This is a genomic window from Rhodopseudomonas parapalustris (assembly GCF_053772255.1).
In genome coordinates this window covers 1-16983 of record NZ_JAMKBZ010000022.1, presented here as the reverse complement: position 1 = coordinate 16983, position 16983 = coordinate 1, and the positions used below count along the sequence as shown (strand labels likewise).

Genomic DNA, 16983 nt, shown 5'->3' with positions numbered 1-16983 from the left:
ACTACCTGATACGCTGTCGTGTAGGGTCTTGGTGCATTGCACCCGCCAGTCTCGGTTGTGGCGTGCGGGGGGCGTTGGTGCGGTGGCGGCCGGTCGCGGTCGATTGCTGCAGTCGCGGTCAGATCCGGCGATTCGGTTCGCGGCAAAGCAAAGCCCCCCGGCAATGGCTTGCCGGGGGGCTCGGTCGAATGCCAGGTGTAGGTCTTAGTCGGTGATCAGCGCGATGCGGCGCTATCGGCGGAGATGATGTCGCCGAACAGTTCCCAACGCTCGCCCTTGAACCGCATCATCTGCAACTGGCTGATCGGGGCAAAGTCGGTCGGCGAGGTGTTGATCTTGATGCCCGGGAGCAGCGTGTCGGGCTCGAAATCCTTCAGGCTTGCCGCCTGCTTCATCACGTTGGCGCGGGTCAGGTCGTCGCCGCACCGCTTCAGCACCTCGACCAGCGTGGCGGCGGCGCCGTAGCCATACACCATGTTGCTGTCGGACTTGCTGGCGCCCGGCATGTACTTGTCGACGAACGCGTGCCAGTTCTTGAACTTCGGATCGTTGTCCCACTGCGGGTCGGTCGGGTCCTTGGCGTAGGCGGCCGACAGCACGCCCTGCGAGTTGTCGAACCCGGCGGGCTTCATTACGCTGCCGACCGAGGCGGAGACGTTGGTCAGGATCTGCATCGGCTTCCAGCCGAGCTCGGCGGTCTTGCGAATAGTCTGCGCGCCGAATTTCGGTGTGGTGTAGATCAGCAGCACGTCGGGATTGAGGGCCTTTAGCTTGACGATGTGCCCGTCGATGGACGGCTCGGAGATCTCGTAGGCCTCCTCGGCGATCACCATCGACTTGGCCTTGTCGCCGAAGCCGTCGAGCGTGCCCTTGAGGTAGTCCTTCCCGAAGTCGTCGTTCTGATAGAGGATCGCCACCTTGGCGTTCGGCTTCTCCTTCAGGATGTACTTGACGTAGATCTGAGATTCGCTCTGGTACGACGGCTGCCAGCCGATCGTCCACGGGAAGTGCTTCGGATCGTTCCACTTGCTGGCGCCGGTGGCGACGAACAGTTGCGGTACCTTCTTGGCGTTGAGATACTTCTGGATCGCGGTGTTGGACGGCGTGCCGAGCGGATTGAACACCGCCAGCACTTCGTCGCTCTCGACCAGCTTGCGCGCCTGTTCGACGGCCTTCGGCGGCGAGTAGGCGTCGTCGTAGCTGATGAAGTTGATCTTGCGGCCGTTGATGCCGCCTTGGTCGTTGATCATCCGGAAATAGGCTTCCTCGGTCTTGCCGATGGTGCCGTAGGCGGAGGCCGGGCCCGAATAGGGCATGATGTTGCCGATCTTGATCTCGGTGTCGGACGCACCGGTGTCGTATTTCTTTTGGGCGAAGGCGGTGCCGGTGAAAGCGGCGAAACTGACGGCGACGGCTGCCGAAACGGCAAACGCGCCCGAACGGAAGGCGGGCATCAATAGGCTCCTTGGGATTTTCGATTCTTTTTGTGGACTTCGAGGTCCGGAGCCAATTGAACACGGTTCTCGCGGTTGCAGCAACTAAAAGCCGCGACAAGGGAAATCGGCGCGACGGCGGCGATATTATCCCGCCCGGCGGAGTTTTGCCGGGGCTCTGAATGCGCGGAGTTAGTCGCGCAGCCTGCCGTCGATCACCGGGCCGAACAGTTCCCAATGGTCGCCGGAGAACCGCATCATTCGCAATTGCTCGATCGGATGGAAATCGTCGGGTGCGGTGGCCACGATGATGCCTGGGAGCAGCGTGTCGGGAGCAAAGCCCTGAAGGCTGGCGGCCTGCTTCATGATGTTGGCGCGGCTGAGATCGTCGCCGGCGCGGCGCAGCACTTCGACCAGGCATTGTGCGGCCCCATAGCCGTAAACCACCGAATTGTCGCCGCGGTCGACATCCGGCGCGTAGGCGTCGAGGAAGGCGTGGAACCGTTTCATGCCGGCGTCGTCACGCCACTGCGGATCGGCCGCGTCCTTGTTGTAAGCCGCCGATACCAGCCCCTGGGAAGCATCGAGTCCTGCGGGCCGCAGCACCGCGGCGATCGAGGCCGACACCAGCGTCTGCACGTAGAGCGGATGCCAGTCGAGCGCGGCGGCGGCCTTGATGCTCTGGGCGGCGAATTTCGGCGTGGTGATCGAGACGAATACGTCGGCGCCCGACGCCTTCATTCGCGCGATGTGATTGTCGGCCGAAGGCTCGGCGACTTCGTAGCTCTCCTCCAGGACGATCATCGCGGCCTTGTCGCCGAGCCCGTCCTTGAGGCCTTTCAGCAGGTCGCGGCCGAGATCGTCGTTCTGGTAGAGCACCGCGATCCGGCCCTGCGGACGGGTGGCGAGGATATATTTGGCGTAGACCCGTCCCTCGCTCTGGTAGGGCGGCTGCCAGCCCATGGTCCACGGGAACGCCTGCGGATCGCCGAACCGGGTGGCGCCGCTGGCGGCGAACAATTGCGGCACCTGCTTGAGATTGAGATATTTCTGGATAGCAGCGTTGGTCGGCGTGCCCATCGCGCTGAACACCAGCAGCACCTGGTCGCGTTCGACCAGCTTGCGCACCTGCTCGACGGCCTTGGCCGGATTGTAGGCGTCGTCGTAGGAGATGAATTCGATCCGGCGGCCGTTGATGCCCCCCTGGTCGTTGATCATCTTGAAATAGGCCTGCTCGATCCGGCCGACGATCGAATAGGCCGAGGCTGGCCCGGAATACGGCATCAGATTGCCGACCCGGGTGACGCGGTCGTCGCTCCCGGCGGGAGTTTCGCCGCGTGCCGGCGAGGCGAGGGTGAGAACCGCGGCGGACAGCGCCAGCAACGCATGTCGGCGCGACCGGCGAAACACAACAGAGGACATGGCGCGATCGGATGGTTGAGCGGCGCGCGCTGGCCGCGCGCCTCGTTGGCCTCCTGCATACGCCCGCGCCGGCTGACGCGACACCCTCCGATCGGGCAAGGGCCCCGCCGGCAGCGCAGAGGCGGGCTGGCGAGGGACGACCGGCGGCCAAAGAAAAAGCCCCTCGCGAGCGGGTCGCGAGGGGCCGGGAGTGGGCGGTGCGGGCGGTTTATCCCCGCCGGCCGAGTTTGTGCACCCAGTTCTGCACCGTGTAGGCGATCTGCCGCGAGCCGTGCGGCAGCAGGAAGATGATCAGCACCAGGATCACCCCGAACACCGCGCCGGAGAGCCCCTTGGAGAACTCTTCGGCGATGTTCGGCACGAACACGATGAACGCCGCACCGACGATCGAGCCCGGCAGCCAGCCGACGCCGCCGACCACCATGCCCAGGAACAGCGCGATCGCGAGCTGGATCGTGTAGCTGTCCGGCGCCACGAACTGCACCGCGATAGCGCCGAGACCACCGGCGACGCCGGTGATTCCAGCGCTGACGCCGAACGCCAGCGTCTTGTAGCGAGCCACGTCGACGCCCATCGCCGAAGCGGCGATTTCGTTGTCGCGGATCGCCATCATCGCCCGGCCCGAGCGCGACTTCAGCAGGTTGACCGAGGCGACGTAGATCACCATCGAGACCGCCAGCACGAAGTAGTACAGCCACATGTCCTGCGACATCGGCAGGTCGAACGGAGCGTCCGGCTTGGTGATGACCAGACCCTGAACGCCGCCGGTCCAATGCTCGAAGTAGTGCAGCTTGAGCAGTTGCGGCATCGCGGTGGCGAGCGCGAAGGTCGCGAGCGCCAGATAAATGCCGGACAACCGCAGCGCCGGCAGGCCGAACAGATAGCCGCAGAGGAAGCAGATCGCGCCGGAGATCGGCAGCGTCAACGCGTAGTTGACGCCGAAGTTCTCCATCAGGATGGCCGAGGTGTAGGCGCCGACCGCATAGAACGCGCTCTGGCCGAGCGAGAACTGGCCGGAGCCGCCGGTGAGGATGTTCAACGCCAGCACGGCGATGGCGTAGATCAGAACCATCGTCAACTGGAAGATGACGAAGTTCTTGGCGAGCAGCGGGGCGAGACAGAGCAACAGCACGACCACGACAGAGGCTGTGGTGCTCAGCGCCATGTACTTCTTCGGCGTGGTCTCGACCGGCTGGGTGTCGTTGACGACTTCCTGGAGTGCACTCATGTTCAGACTCGCTTGACGATGGTGCGGCCGAACAGGCCAGTGGGTTTCACGACGAGAACGGTGACGATCAGCGCCAGCGCGATCGGCAGTTTGAGCTCGTTACCGACACCCGGGATGTAGGTGCCGGCGAGATTCTCGAACACGCCGACCAGGAAGCCGCCGACAACCGCACCGAACGGGCTGGACAGACCGCCGAGCACCGCCGCGGCGAAGCCGTAGATCAGCACGCCGCCCATCATGTTGGGCTCGAGGAACACCACCGGCGCGATCAGCATGCCTGCGATCGAGCCGATCGCGGCCGCCATGCCCCAGCCGAGGGCGATCATCCACGAGGTATTGATGCCGACGAGCCGCGCCGATTCAGGCTGCGACGCCGCAGCACGCATCGCCAGACCGATCCTGGTGTACTGGAAGAACAGAAACAGCAGGATCAGCAGCACGATGGTGACGCCGATCATTCCGGCCTGATGGGTCGAGATCAACTGGCTGCCGAGGAACGGCGAGGAGCCGAACGGCGACGGGAACTGCTTGATGGTGAAGTCCCAGGTCAGTCCCGCGACCGAATTGATGATCGCGAACAGGGCGATGAAGCCCGCGACGTGGGTCAGCACCGGCGCATTGCCGAGCGGTTTGAACAACGCCCGCTCGATGATGACGCCGCCGGCGAACGAGAATGCCAGCGTCAGCACGAACGCGCCCCAATACGGCACGCCCCATTGCATCAACTGCCAGGCGACGAAGGTCGAAAACATCGCCATTTCGCCTTGCGCGAAGTTCAGATGGTCGATCGCCTGGTAGATCATCACCACGGCGAGCGCCATGCAGGCATAGATCGCTCCGGTGGCGATGCCAGCCAGGATTTGGTTCAGAAACAGATCCACGGCCGGTCTCCTCAATAACCCAGGTACGATTTGCGAACGTCTTCGTTGCTGGCGATCTCCGCCGCGCTACCAGACATCACGATCCGCCCGGTCTCGATCACATACGCCTTGTCGGCGAGTTCGAGCGCGAGCTGGGCGTTCTGTTCGACCACCAGGATGGTGACCTTGTCCTCGCGGTTGATCTTGCCGAGGATCTTGAACAGATCCCGCACGATCAGCGGGGCGAGGCCGAACGAGGGTTCGTCGAGTAGCATCAGCCGCGGCCGAAGCATCAGCGCGCGGGCGACCGCGAGCATCTGCTGCTCACCGCCGGACAGCGTGCCGGCCTGCTGGGTGTGGCGCTGCTTGAGCACCGGGAAGTGTGCGTACATCCGCTCGATGTCCGAGGCGATCGCCTTGGTGTCCTTGCGGGTCATCGCACCGAGCTGCAGGTTCTCCTCCACGGTCATCGTGGTGAAGGTGCCGCGGCCCTGCGGAACGTGGGCGATACCGAGCTTGACGATGGATTCCGTCGAGCTCTTGTTGATGGTCTTGCCCTCGAACTGGATGGAGCCGGTCGAGCGCACCATGTTGCAGATCGCCCGCAGCGTGGTGGTCTTGCCGGCACCGTTGGCGCCGAGCAGGGTGGTGAGGCTGCCTTCGTGCAGTTCGAATTCGAGCCCGTGCAGCGCTTGGACCTGGCCGTAATAGGCGCGCAGGTCGCGAACGTTGAGCATCGCGGTCATTGTTCGTCCTTGCTCCCCAGATAGGCTTTGATCACATCCGGGTCGTTCTGCACCTGCGTGGGTGTTCCCTCTGCGAGCTTGCGGCCGAAATTGAGCGCGACAACGTAGTCGGCGGTGGACATCACCATGCCCATGTGGTGTTCGACCAGCAGCACGGTGATGCCGCGATCGTCGCGGATGCGACGAACCAGGTCGCCGAGGATGTAGACTTCCTCGTGGTTGAGGCCGCCGGCGGGCTCGTCCAGCAGCAGGATCTTCGGCTCGGCCGCGAGCGCCCGCGCCAGCTCGACGCGCTTCTGCGTTCCGAACGGCAAACCCGACACCGTGGTGTGGGCGACGTTGCGCAGCTCGAGATATCCGAGGATGTCGTCGACCTTCTTGTTCAGCGCCTTCTCGCTGCTGCGGATCCACGGCATCCGCAGCGAATCCGAGACGATGTCGCTGTTGGTGCGGCAATGCGCACCGACGCGCACGTTGTCGATCACCGACATGTTGGGAAACAGCGCGACGTTCTGGAACGTGCGACCGATGCCGATCTCCGCGATGCGATGCGGCGGCCGGGTCAGAATGCTCTCGCCTTCGAGCAGGATGTCACCCTTGCTCGGCTGATACAGCCGCGACAGGCAATTGAACAGCGTGGTCTTGCCGGCGCCGTTCGGGCCGATCAAGCCGAGGATCTGTCCCTTCTGCATGTTGAAAGAAATGCCGTTCAGGGCGACGATGCCACCGAACACGACGCTGACGTCGCGCACCGCAAGAAGCGGTGACGCGGAAGACGAAACCTGAGCCTGCGTCATTTGCAGCAGCCCGGTCGAGGCAGCGACTTGCTACCTGATCCCCTCGACGACACGCGCAACTTTCCCTCCTTTTGTTCTTTTGTTATCGGATTTTCTTGGTTGCGGCGCAGCTACTCCCCCGAGCGCCGCTTCGATTTTCCTTACCATCGCCACGAGACGAGGTCCAATGTCGTTGATCAGCCGGTCTTCCGTGAAACGGAAAGCCGGCGCGCCGCAGTTGAATGCGTAGGTCCCGGTGCCGTCGTTCAGAGTCATTGCGACGCCAGCCGCGTGCACGTCGTCCTGCCACTCGCCGATCGAAATCGCGAAGCCGCGCTTTTCCACCATTTCTTCGGATCGCTCGATCCCGTCTTTGATGCGCGGCCAGCGGCTGCCGTAATACTCGCGCATTTCCCTCATCAAAACCGCGCGTTCTTCATGCGGCAGCGCACACAGATAGGCGCGGCCCATCGCGGTGGTGGCGATCGGAATGCGCGAACCGACGTCGAGTTGCACGCCGACGGTGAGACTCGATCGCGCCTGTCCGACATAGATCATGCTGAGACGATCGCGCGCGCCGACCGCGACAGCGCCGCCGGTCTGCTGCATCAATTCGTCGCGGAAGGGCTGTGACAAATGACGCAGCCCGAGATTGGCCACCGCCGCGTAACCGAGCGACATCGCCGCCGGAGCGAGTTGATACTTCTCGAACCGCGGGACCTGCGTCAGATAGCCGAGCTTGGTGAGGGTGTAGGTCAGCCTCGAGATCGTCGGCTTGGGAAGCTTGGTGCGTGCCGCCAACTCCTGATTGCCGAGCAATCCGTCGTTGGGGCCGAACGCACGCAACACCTCCAGTCCGCGCGCCAGAGCGACGACGAAACTGCGGTCGGTGGCGGTTTTCTTGAGCGGACGCTTCATCCCTGCACGCGTTTCGTTTTATGGACGTCGTTGACAATCGACGCTCTTCAAAATAACCCTCGATGTCAAGATGTGGAATTAATTTTCGCAGTGCGAAACGAACCAAGAAACGGAAACCCAAGGAGTAACGGCATGAGCGAAGTAGTCACACGCGCAACGCAGGATCAGGTCGCGATCGTCACTGTGGACAGTCCGCCGGTCAATGCGCTGAGTGCGGCTGTTCGCCGCGGCATTCTGGAAAACGTCAACGCCGCCGTCGCGGATTCGGACGTGCAGGCGATCGTGCTGGTGTGCGCGGGCCGCACCTTCATTGCAGGTGCCGACATCACCGAGTTCGGTAAGCCGGCGCAGCCGCCGGCGCTCACCGACGTCATCGCTGCCCTCGAGAATTCATCGAAGCCGACCATCGCAGCTATTCACGGCACAGCGCTCGGTGGAGGTCTCGAAGTCGCGCTCGGCTGTCATTTCCGGGTCGCGGTGAAGGAAGCTAAGTTGGGTCTCCCCGAGGTCAAGCTCGGACTGTTGCCGGGTGCCGGCGGCACGCAGCGGCTGCCGCGCGCGGTCGGTCCCGAGCTGGCGGTGCAGATGATCGTCGGCGGCAACCCGATCGGTGCGGCCGAAGCGCTGAAGCACGGTCTGGTCGAAGAGATCGTCGATGACCTGGTCGCGGGCGCAGTTGCGTTCGCCAAGAAGGTGCTGGCCGACAAGCGCCCGCTGCGCCGGCTGCGCGACGACGACTCCAAGCTCGCCGCCGCGAAGGCCGATCGTTCGATCTTCACCAATGCGGTCGCGGCGATCACCAAGAAGGCGCGCGGCCTCGAAGCGCCGTTCGCCTGTGCCGATGCGATCGGCGCCGCGATCGATCTGCCGTTCGACGAGGGCATGAAGAAGGAGCGCGAGGGCTTCATGAAGCTGCTCGTCTCCGACCAGTCGAAGGCGCAGCGCTACGCGTTCTTCGCCGAGCGTGAAGCCGCCAAGGTCGACGGCGTACCGGCCGGCACCAAGCCGCGCGCGGTGTCGCGCGTCGCGATCATCGGAGCCGGCACCATGGGTGGCGGCATCGCGATGTCGTTCGCCAATGCCGGCATTCCGGTGACACTGATCGAGACCGGCGAGGAGCAGCTCAAGCGCGGCCTCGGCATCATGCAGAAGAACTGGGAAGCCACCGCGGCGCGCGGCGGCATTCCGGCGGACGCGCCGGCCAAGCGGATGGCGCTGATCACCGGTGTGGTCGGCCTCGAGAACGTCAAGGACGCCGATCTGGTGATCGAGGCGGTGTTCGAAACCATGGCGGTGAAGAAGGAAGTGTTCACCGCGATCGACGCCCACGCCAAGCCGGGCGCGGTGCTCGCGTCCAACACGTCCTATCTCAACATCGACGACATCGCCGCCGTCACCAAGCGTCCGCAGGACGTGCTCGGCATGCACTTCTTCTCGCCGGCCAACGTCATGAAGCTGTGCGAGATCGTGCGCGGCGCCAAGACCGCGCCGGACGCGCTGCTCACGGCGGTGTCGATCTCCAAGAAGATCGCCAAGGTGCCGGTCGTGGTCGGCGTCTGCGATGGCTTCGTCGGCAACCGTATGCTCGCGGCCCGTTCCAAGCAGTCCGAGAAGCTGTTGTTCGAAGGCGCGCTGCCGCAGCAGGTCGACGCCGTGGTCACCAAGTTCGGCATGCCGATGGGCCCGTTCGCGATGGGCGATCTCGCCGGTCTCGATATCGGCTGGCGTTCGCGCAAGGACCGCGGCATCAAGTCGGAGATCGCGGATGCGCTGTGCGAAGCCGGCCGCTTCGGTCAGAAGACCGGCAAGGGCTACTACAAGTACGAAGCCGGCTCGCGCGCGCCGATGCCCGATCCGGAAGTCGAGACGCTGATCAACGACACCCTTGCCAAGCTCGGTCTCAAGCGCCGCGATATCACCGACGAGGAGATCCTCGAGCGGATGGTGTACCCGATGATCAACGAGGGCGCCCGCATCCTCGAGGAGAAGATCGCGGCGCGGCCGAGCGACATCGATGTCGTCTGGCTTTACGGCTACGGCTGGCCGATCTATCGCGGCGGCCCGATGCACTATGCGGACAGCGTCGGCCTCAAGCACATCGCCGACCGGCTCAGCGCGTATGCCAAGGCCACCAACGATCCGTCGCTGGAGCCGGCGCCGCTGCTGAAGAAGCTCGCCGACGAAGGCAAGACCTTCGCTTCGATCGGCCAGCCGAGCAAGGCGGCTGCGTGATCGTTCTCCCTCTCCCGCTTGCGGGAGAGGGCCGGGGTGAGGGCGCCACGAGGGATAGGTTGTCGTCGTGGACCCACATCCCCGACCCCTCCCCGCAAGGGGAGGGGAGGTACGCTCGCCTCGCTTCGGAACAATCCTTAGTTCACTCAGCAATGGTTGGTGGCATGTCCAAACCCGGCGAACAGTTCTATCCCCCTGGAATCCGCTGGGACGTGCCGATTCCGCGCGGCACGCTGGTCGATCTGCTGGCGCAGGCGGCGAAGGACTACGGCGCGCGACCCGCGCTCGAATTCCGCGACCGACAGATCACCTACACCAAGCTCGAGGCGATGGCCGAGACCGCCGCCGCCGCGCTGCTCGCTGCGGGGTACGGCCGCGACTGCTCGGTCGCGCTGTTCCTCGGCAACACCCCGGACCATCCGATCAACTTCTTCGGCGCGCTGAAAGCCGGCGCTCGCGTGGTGCATCTGTCGCCGCTCGACGGCGAGCGGGCGCTGTCGCACAAGCTGACCGATTCCGGCGCGAGGGTGCTGATCACCACCAACTCCGCGGCGCTGCTGCCGATGGCCACGAAGTTCCTGGAGAAGGGACTGCTCGACCGGCTGATCGTTTGCGCCGACGACGATTGGGGTGCCGCCGGCACGCCGCAAGTGCCGCTGCCGAACGATCCGCGGGTGATTACTTACGCCGACTTCGTCAAGGACACCTTGAAACCGATGTCGTGGCCGAGCGTGTCGCCCGACGATATCGCGCTGCTGCAATACACCGGCGGCACCACCGGCATGCCCAAGGGCGCGATGCTGACCCACGGCAATCTCACCGCCGCTGAAGCGATCTTCAGCATCTGGTGGGCGCCGAGCCGCCGCGAGGGCGTGATCGAGCGCGTGATCTGCGTGCTGCCGCTGTTCCACATCTACGCGCTCACCGTGATCCTGTTTCGCTGCCTGCGTCAGGGCGACCTGATCTCGCTGCATCAGCGCTTCGACGTCGCCTCGATCTTCCGCGACATCGAGGAGAAGCGCGCCACCTCGTTCCCAGGCGTGCCGACGATGTGGATCGCGCTCGCCAACGATCCGTCGCTTGAGAAGCGCGATCTGTCGTCGCTGGTCACCGCCGGCTCCGGCGGCGCGCCGCTGCCGGTCGAGGTCGCGCGGCTGTTCCAGCGCAAGACCGGGCTTTCGCTCAAGAGCGGCTGGGGCATGACCGAGACCTGCTCGCCTGGCACCGGCCATCCGCCGGAGGGGCCGGACAAGCCGGGCTCGATCGGCCTGATGCTGCCGGGCATCGAACTCGACGTCGTCGCGCTCGACGATACCTCGAAGGTTCTCAAGCCCGGCGAGGTCGGCGAGATCCGGGTCCGCGGCCCGAACGTCACCAAAGGCTATTGGAATAGGCCGGAGGAAGCCGCCCACAGCTTCGTCGGCGACCGCTTTCTCACCGGCGACATCGGCTACATGGACGCCGACGGTTACTTTTTCCTGGTCGACCGCAAGAAGGACATGATCATCTCCGGCGGCTTCAACGTCTATCCGCAGATGATCGAGCAGGCGATCTACGAGCACCCGGCGGTGCAGGAAGTGATCGTGATCGGCATTCCGGACGATTACCGCGGCGAGGCCGCGAAAGCGTTCGTCAAGCTGCGCGACGGCGCCAAGCCGTTCAGCATCGACGAGCTGCGCGACTTCCTCACCGGGAAGCTCGGCAAGCACGAATTGCCCGCCGCGGTCGAATTCCGCGACGAACTTCCGCGCACCACGGTGGGCAAACTGTCCCGCCATGAACTGCGCAGCCAGCAGACCACAGCCAAGACCTAACAGTAATTGAAAACAGCAACCGCAGGAGCCTGCCCATGACCGACGCCGTCATCGTTTCCACCGCGCGCACGCCGATCGGCAAGGCGTATCGCGGCGCCCTCAACGCCACCGAGGGCGCCACGCTGCTCGGCCACGCCATCGAGCACGCGGTGAAGCGTGCCGGCATCGACCCGAAGGAGGTCGAGGACGTGGTGATGGGCGCGGCGATGCAGCAGGGCGCCACCGGCGGCAACATCGCGCGCAAGGCGCTGCTGCGCGCCGGGCTGCCGGTCACCACCGCCGGCACCACCATCGATCGGCAGTGTGCCTCCGGCCTGCAGGCGATCGCGCTCGCCGCCCGCTCGGTGCTGTTCGACGGCGTCGAGATCGCGGTTGGCGGCGGCGGCGAGTCGATCTCGCTGGTGCAGAACGACAAGATGAACGGCTTCCATGCTGTCGATCCGGCGCTGCAGGCGATCAAGGGCGATGTTTACATGGCGATGCTCGACACCGCCGAAACCGTGGCGAAGCGCTACGGCATCTCGCGCGAGCGCCAGGACGAATATTCGCTGGAAAGCCAGCGCCGCACCGCGGCCGCGCAGCAGGGCGGCAAGTTCAACGACGAGATCGCGCCGATCTCGACCAAGATGGGCGTCGTCGACAAAGCGACCGGCGAGGTGTCGTTCAAGGACATCACGCTGTCGCAGGACGAAGGCCCGCGGCCGGAAACCACCGCTGAAGGTCTGGCGGGATTGAAGGCCGTGCGCGGCGAGGGCTTCACCATCACCGCCGGCAACGCCAGCCAGCTCTCCGACGGCGCCTCCGCCACGGTGATCATGAGCGACAAGACCGCGGCGGCGAAGGGCCTCAAGCCGCTCGGCATCTTCCGCGGCATGGTCTCGCATGGCTGCGAGCCGGACGAGATGGGCATCGGACCGGTGTTCGCGGTGCCGCGCCTGCTCAAGCGCCACGGCCTGACCGTCGACGACATCGGCGTCTGGGAGTTGAACGAGGCGTTCGCCGTACAGGTGCTGTACTGCCGCGACAAGCTCGGCATCGATCCGGAGAAGCTCAACGTCAACGGCGGCGCGATCTCGGTCGGCCATCCCTACGGCATGTCGGGCGCGCGCCTCGCCGGCCACGCGCTGATCGAAGGCCGCCGCCGCAAGGCGAAGTACGCGGTGGTGACGATGTGCGTTGGCGGCGGCATGGGCTCCGCCGGCCTGTTCGAGATTGTGCAGTAAGCTTCACGGGAGTCATTCCGGGGCGCGAGCGTAGCTCGCGAACTCGGAATCCCGATGTGGCTGCGGCACCACTCAACAGCTCGAGATTCCGGGTTCGCGCTTCGCGCGCCCCGGAATGACAGTTGATAGTTTCGTAGACGAATTCGACCCAAGGAGGATCCGATGGATCTGAATTTCAGCAAGGAAGAGATCGCGTTCCGCGACGAGGTGCGGCAGTTCTTCAAGGACCATGTGCCGGCCAAGACGCGGCAGAAGCTGGTCGAGGGCCGCCACAACACCAAAGAAGAGATGGTGGAGTGGTATCGCATCCTCAACAAGAAGGGCTGGGCGGTGACGCACTGGCCGAAGGAATATGGCGGCACCGGCTGGAGCAGCGTGCAGCACTACATCTTCAACGAGGAGCTGCAGGCCGCGCCCGCGCCGCAGCCGCTCGCCTTCGGCGTCTCGATGGTCGGCCCGGTGATCTACACCTTCGGCAGCGAGGAGCAGAAGAAGCGCTTCCTGCCGCGCATCGCCAATGTCGACGACTGGTGGTGCCAGGGCTTCTCCGAGCCGGGCTCGGGCTCCGACCTCGCGTCGCTCAAGACCAAGGCGGAGAAGAAGGGCGACAAGTGGGTCATCAACGGCCAGAAGACCTGGACCACGCTGGCGCAGCACGCCGACTGGATCTTCTGCCTGTGCCGCACCGATCCGGCCGCCAAGAAGCAGGAAGGCATCTCCTTCATCCTGGTCGACATGAAGACCAAGGGCATCACCGTCCGTCCGATCCAGACCATCGACGGCGGCCATGAAGTCAACGAAGTGTTCTTCGATGACGTCGAAGTGCCGCTGGAGAACCTGGTCGGCCAGGAGAACAAGGGCTGGGACTACGCCAAGTTCCTGCTTGGCAACGAGCGCACCGGCATCGCTCGCGTCGGCATGTCGAAGGAGCGCATCCGCCGCATCAAGCAGCTCGCCGCCCAGGTCGAGTCCGGCGGCAAGCCGGTGATCGAGGATCCCAAGTTCCGCGACAAGCTGGCGGCGGTCGAGATCGAGCTGAAGGCGCTCGAGCTCACCCAGCTCCGCGTCGTCGCCGATGAAGGCAAGCACGGCAAGGGCAAACCGAACCCGGCGTCTTCGGTGCTGAAGATCAAGGGCTCCGAGATCCAGCAGGCGACCACCGAGCTGCTGATGGAAGTGATCGGCCCGTTCGCGGCTCCTTACGACGTCCACGGCGACGACGACAGCAACGAGACGATGGATTGGACCGCCCAGATCGCCCCCGGTTACTTCAACAACCGCAAGGTCTCGATCTACGGCGGCTCCAACGAGATCCAGCGCAACATCATCTGCAAGGCGGTGCTCGGGCTGTAAGGCGCGACGTCCTCTCCGTCATTGCGAGCGAAGCGAAGCAATCCAGAGCCACGCGCTCGAAGCTGGATTGCTTCGTCGCTTCGCTCCTCGCAATGACGCCCGGTCGATTTTGCTATTCAAGGAAGCATCACGATGGATTTTGATTTGTCGGAGGAGCAGCGCCTCCTCAAGGAAAGCGTCGAAGGCCTGCTGAAGGGCTCTTACGATTTCGACAGCCGCAAGAAGTACGCCAAGGAGAAGGGCGGCTGGAGCCGCGCGGTGTGGGGCAAGTTCGCCGAGCAGGGTCTGCTCGGCCTGCCGTTCTCGGAAGAAGACGGCGGCTTCGGCGCCGGCGCGGTCGAGACCATGATCGTCATGGAAGCGCTCGGCCACGCTTTGGTGCTCGAACCCTATCTGCCGACCGTGGTGATCGGCGGCGGCTTCCTGCGCCGCGCCGGCTCGGCCGCGCAGAAGGCCGCGCATCTGCCCGGCATCATCGACGGCTCCAAGACCTTCGCGTTTGCCCAGCTCGAAAAGAACTCGCGCTGGGATCTCGGCGACGTCTCCACCACCGCCAAGAAGAACGGCGACGGCTGGGTGATCGACGGCGAGAAGTTCGTGGTGCTGAACGGCGAGGCTGCTGACACCCTGATCGTCACCGCCCGCACCAAGGGCGGTCAGCGTGACCGCGCCGGCGTCGGCGTGTTCCTGGTGCCGGCCGATGCCAAGGGCATCACCCGCAAGGGCTATCCGACCCAGGACGGGCTGCACGCCGCCGACATCACCTTCACCGGCGTCCAGGTCGGCGCCGATGCGGCGATCGGAGATCCGGAAAATGCGCTCGAGCTGATCGAGGCGGTGGTCGACGACGCCCGCACCGCGTTGTGCGCCGAAGCGGTCGGCCTGATGGATGAATCGCTCACCACCACGGTCGAGTACATCAAGACCCGCAAGCAGTTCGGCGTGCCGATCGGCAGCTTCCAGGTGCTGCAGCATCGCGCCGCCGACATGTTCGTCGCCACCGAACAGGCTCGCTCGATGGCGATGTTCGCCACCATGGCGGCGGAGTTCGACGACGCCAAGGAACGCGCCGGCGCGATCGCCGCCGCGAAGGTGCAGATCGGCAAGTCCGGCAAGTTCGTCGGTCAGCAGTCGATCCAGCTCCACGGCGGCATCGGCATGACGATGGAAGCCAAGATCGGTCACTACTTCAAGCGGCTCACCATGATCGAGCAGACGTTTGGCGACACCGATCACCACTTGGCTCGCGTCAGCGCGGGCGGTGGACTGATCTGAGTCAGGTCGCTCAACGAGTCATTCCGGGGCGCTCACGAAAGTGAGCGAACCCGGAATCTTGGCCGCGCAAACAACCTCGGGATTCCGGGTTCGCGAGCTTCCGCTCGCGCCCGGAATGACGGCAACACAGTTGTCATCGCCGGGCTCGACCCTCCTGCTTGGCCGAAGCCCCTTCGGCGCGGCGAAGGCCCGGCAATCCATCCCGAACAGATGGATGCGCGGGTCAAGCCCGCGCATGACGTGGTCACGCGGGGCTGCCGCGTTCCGCCATAAGTAACAATCAACAACAAACAAACCCCAGGGAGTAGCGCCATGACCACGAATCCGTTCGATCTGTCCGGCAAGGTCGCCGTCGTCACTGGCTCGTCGCGCGGCATCGGTCGCGCGTCGGCGGAGCTGCTGGCCAAGCTCGGCGCCAAGGTGGTGATCTCGAGCCGCAAGGCCGACGCCTGCGAAGAAGTCGCCGAGGGCATCCGGAAACAGGGCGGCGACGCCCACGTCATCGCCTGCAACATCTCGCGGAAAGCGGAAGTCGACGGGCTGATCGACGGCGCGACCGCCAAATACGGCAAGGTCGACATCCTGGTCTGCAACGCCGCGGTGAACCCGTATTACGGCCCGCTGCTCGATATCGCCGACGAGGCGTTCGACAAGATCATGTCGTCGAACGTCAAGAGCAACATCTGGCTGTGCGCTCGCGCGATTCCGCAGATGGCCGAACGTGGCTCGGGCTCGGTCGTCATCATCTCGTCGATTGGGGGCCTGCGCGGCTCCACCGTGATCGGCGCCTACGGCATCTCCAAGGCGGCCGATTTCGCGCTGTGCCGAAGCCTAGCCGGCGAATGGGGCCCGAAGGGCGTCCGCGTCAACGCGATCGCGCCGGGGTTGGTCAAGACCGACTTCGCCCGCGCACTTTGGGAAGACGAGGCCAATCTGAAGCGCCGCACCGCCGGCACGCCGCTGCGCCGCATTGGTGAGCCGCACGAAATCGCCGGCGCGGTGGCCTATCTCGGCTCCGATGCTTCGACGTTCATGACCGGCCAGACCATCGTGATCGACGGCGGCGTCACCACGGCGTCGGTTTAGGACGCTTTCGAGCCGCCTCGTCGGCGGTTCGCACCATGCGTACGCGAGCCAAAAAAGCAGGTGCCCGGTTCTGATTTCTTCGGAACCGGAGCCGGCGATGAAAGTTATCCACAGTCGCTACCGACAGTGTGGGCAGGAGCGGCGAGGGCGTCACCTCGCGAATAAGCCCATATTTGCGGGATATCCGGCGGGTCGATGCGGGGTGCAGCTGCGGTGCCCCAGGGGCGGCTTGTGGTGGCCCTTGCTCCCGGAACCGGGTTTTTCGCGAAACCTTCATTTTCCGCTTGCGGACCCAGAAGGGGGCGACTATACACACATCTACGCGCTGCCCGCCGGTCGGGCGCTCCCACGGTCCCTGGATCGCGGGAGTAATTGGCGCCTTCACTGCTCCTCACTTCGTTGAGTGACGCAACAGCCGATAGTTGTCGGTTGATGCTCTTCTTCGCCGTTGAAGGGTAGGTTCTCTCTTTAAGTAGAGAGTGAGATCTTTGGATCTCGGGCTGTTTGACAAGTGAAGAAGAAGAAAGAGAAACGTGGACGGCGAAGTCCTTGCGGGTCTCGGTTTTCGGAAGGCTTCGGCTTTCTGGGATTGAGGCCGGACGAAAGACTTCGGCGGT

General features: G+C 64.5%; 13 protein-coding genes. 6 read left to right on the top strand and 7 right to left on the bottom strand.

Going from position 1 to position 16983, the window contains the following annotated elements; translation table 11 throughout:
* Positions 1-215: 215 nt before the first annotated feature.
* The 7 genes from M9H71_RS18020 to M9H71_RS17990 all read right to left on the bottom strand — a co-directional run bounded on the left by M9H71_RS18020 (position 216) and on the right by M9H71_RS17990 (position 7383).
* The gene (locus M9H71_RS18020; protein WP_455406319.1) at positions 216-1454 is read right to left on the bottom strand and encodes an ABC transporter substrate-binding protein; all 1239 of its coding nucleotides are present in this window, start codon (positions 1452-1454) and stop codon (positions 216-218) included.
* A 171-nt stretch (positions 1455-1625) separates the two neighbouring features.
* A complete protein-coding gene (locus M9H71_RS18015; RefSeq protein WP_455406318.1) occupies positions 1626-2855 on the bottom strand; it encodes an ABC transporter substrate-binding protein in 1230 nt (409 codons plus the stop codon).
* Positions 2856-3063: 208 nt separating this feature from the next.
* On the bottom strand, positions 3064-4083 hold the full coding sequence (locus tag M9H71_RS18010; protein WP_455406317.1) for a branched-chain amino acid ABC transporter permease: 1020 nt from the start codon (positions 4081-4083) through the stop codon (positions 3064-3066).
* Positions 4084-4085: 2 nt separating this feature from the next.
* Positions 4086-4964 carry a branched-chain amino acid ABC transporter permease gene (locus M9H71_RS18005; protein WP_011159259.1) on the bottom strand — a complete coding sequence of 293 codons (879 nt, stop codon included), beginning with the start codon at positions 4962-4964 and terminating at the stop codon, positions 4086-4088.
* An 11-nt stretch (positions 4965-4975) separates the two neighbouring features.
* A complete protein-coding gene (locus M9H71_RS18000) occupies positions 4976-5689 on the bottom strand; it encodes an ABC transporter ATP-binding protein (protein WP_455406316.1) in 714 nt (237 codons plus the stop codon).
* Entirely contained in the window at positions 5686-6486 is an 801-nt protein-coding gene (locus M9H71_RS17995) for an ABC transporter ATP-binding protein (protein WP_455406315.1), read from the bottom strand. Before M9H71_RS17995 ends, M9H71_RS18000 begins: the two co-directional genes overlap by 4 nt.
* Positions 6487-6516: 30 nt before the next feature.
* Positions 6517-7383, bottom strand: coding sequence for an IclR family transcriptional regulator (locus tag M9H71_RS17990; protein ID WP_455406314.1), 867 nt, complete (start codon positions 7381-7383; stop codon positions 6517-6519).
* Positions 7384-7515: 132 nt separating this feature from the next.
* Here M9H71_RS17990 and M9H71_RS17985 point away from each other — a divergent pair, with 132 nt between their 5' ends.
* From M9H71_RS17985 to M9H71_RS17960, 6 genes are all read left to right on the top strand, one after another.
* Positions 7516-9615: a 3-hydroxyacyl-CoA dehydrogenase NAD-binding domain-containing protein gene (locus tag M9H71_RS17985; RefSeq protein ID WP_455406313.1), complete on the top strand. Its 2100-nt coding sequence runs from the start codon at positions 7516-7518 to the stop codon at positions 9613-9615.
* 164 nt (positions 9616-9779) lie between these two features.
* The gene (gene pimA / locus M9H71_RS17980; RefSeq protein WP_455406312.1) at positions 9780-11429 is read left to right on the top strand and encodes a dicarboxylate--CoA ligase PimA; all 1650 of its coding nucleotides are present in this window, start codon (positions 9780-9782) and stop codon (positions 11427-11429) included.
* Positions 11430-11464: 35 nt separating this feature from the next.
* Positions 11465-12652, top strand: coding sequence for an acetyl-CoA C-acyltransferase (locus M9H71_RS17975; protein ID WP_455406311.1), 1188 nt, complete (start codon positions 11465-11467; stop codon positions 12650-12652).
* Positions 12653-12814: 162 nt separating this feature from the next.
* Complete coding sequence (gene pimC, locus M9H71_RS17970) at positions 12815-14005, top strand: pimeloyl-CoA dehydrogenase large subunit (RefSeq protein WP_455406310.1); 1191 nt, start codon at positions 12815-12817, stop codon at positions 14003-14005.
* Positions 14006-14137: 132 nt separating this feature from the next.
* Entirely contained in the window at positions 14138-15280 is a 1143-nt protein-coding gene (pimD, locus tag M9H71_RS17965; RefSeq protein ID WP_264074258.1) for a pimeloyl-CoA dehydrogenase small subunit, read from the top strand.
* A gap of 312 nt (positions 15281-15592) precedes the next feature.
* Positions 15593-16366 (top strand): SDR family NAD(P)-dependent oxidoreductase, encoded by a 774-nt coding sequence (locus M9H71_RS17960; protein WP_164608140.1) that lies wholly within the window; start codon positions 15593-15595, stop codon positions 16364-16366.
* The last annotated feature ends 617 nt before the right edge of the window (positions 16367-16983 follow it).

Coding starts and splice junctions, on each gene's coding strand:
- M9H71_RS17975 (WP_455406311.1), top strand. CDS start 11,465: ATGACCGACGCCGTCATCGTTTCCACCGCGCGCACGCCGATCGGCAAG.
- M9H71_RS17995 (WP_455406315.1), bottom strand. CDS start 6,486: ATGACGCAGGCTCAGGTTTCGTCTTCCGCGTCACCGCTTCTTGCGGTG.
- M9H71_RS17990 (WP_455406314.1), bottom strand. CDS start 7,383: ATGAAGCGTCCGCTCAAGAAAACCGCCACCGACCGCAGTTTCGTCGTC.
- M9H71_RS18015 (WP_455406318.1), bottom strand. CDS start 2,855: ATGTCCTCTGTTGTGTTTCGCCGGTCGCGCCGACATGCGTTGCTGGCG.
- M9H71_RS18020 (WP_455406319.1), bottom strand. CDS start 1,454: ATGCCCGCCTTCCGTTCGGGCGCGTTTGCCGTTTCGGCAGCCGTCGCC.
- pimD (WP_264074258.1), top strand. CDS start 14,138: ATGGATTTTGATTTGTCGGAGGAGCAGCGCCTCCTCAAGGAAAGCGTC.
- M9H71_RS18010 (WP_455406317.1), bottom strand. CDS start 4,083: ATGAGTGCACTCCAGGAAGTCGTCAACGACACCCAGCCGGTCGAGACC.
- M9H71_RS18000 (WP_455406316.1), bottom strand. CDS start 5,689: ATGACCGCGATGCTCAACGTTCGCGACCTGCGCGCCTATTACGGCCAG.
- M9H71_RS17960 (WP_164608140.1), top strand. CDS start 15,593: ATGACCACGAATCCGTTCGATCTGTCCGGCAAGGTCGCCGTCGTCACT.
- pimA (WP_455406312.1), top strand. CDS start 9,780: ATGTCCAAACCCGGCGAACAGTTCTATCCCCCTGGAATCCGCTGGGAC.
- pimC (WP_455406310.1), top strand. CDS start 12,815: ATGGATCTGAATTTCAGCAAGGAAGAGATCGCGTTCCGCGACGAGGTG.
- M9H71_RS17985 (WP_455406313.1), top strand. CDS start 7,516: ATGAGCGAAGTAGTCACACGCGCAACGCAGGATCAGGTCGCGATCGTC.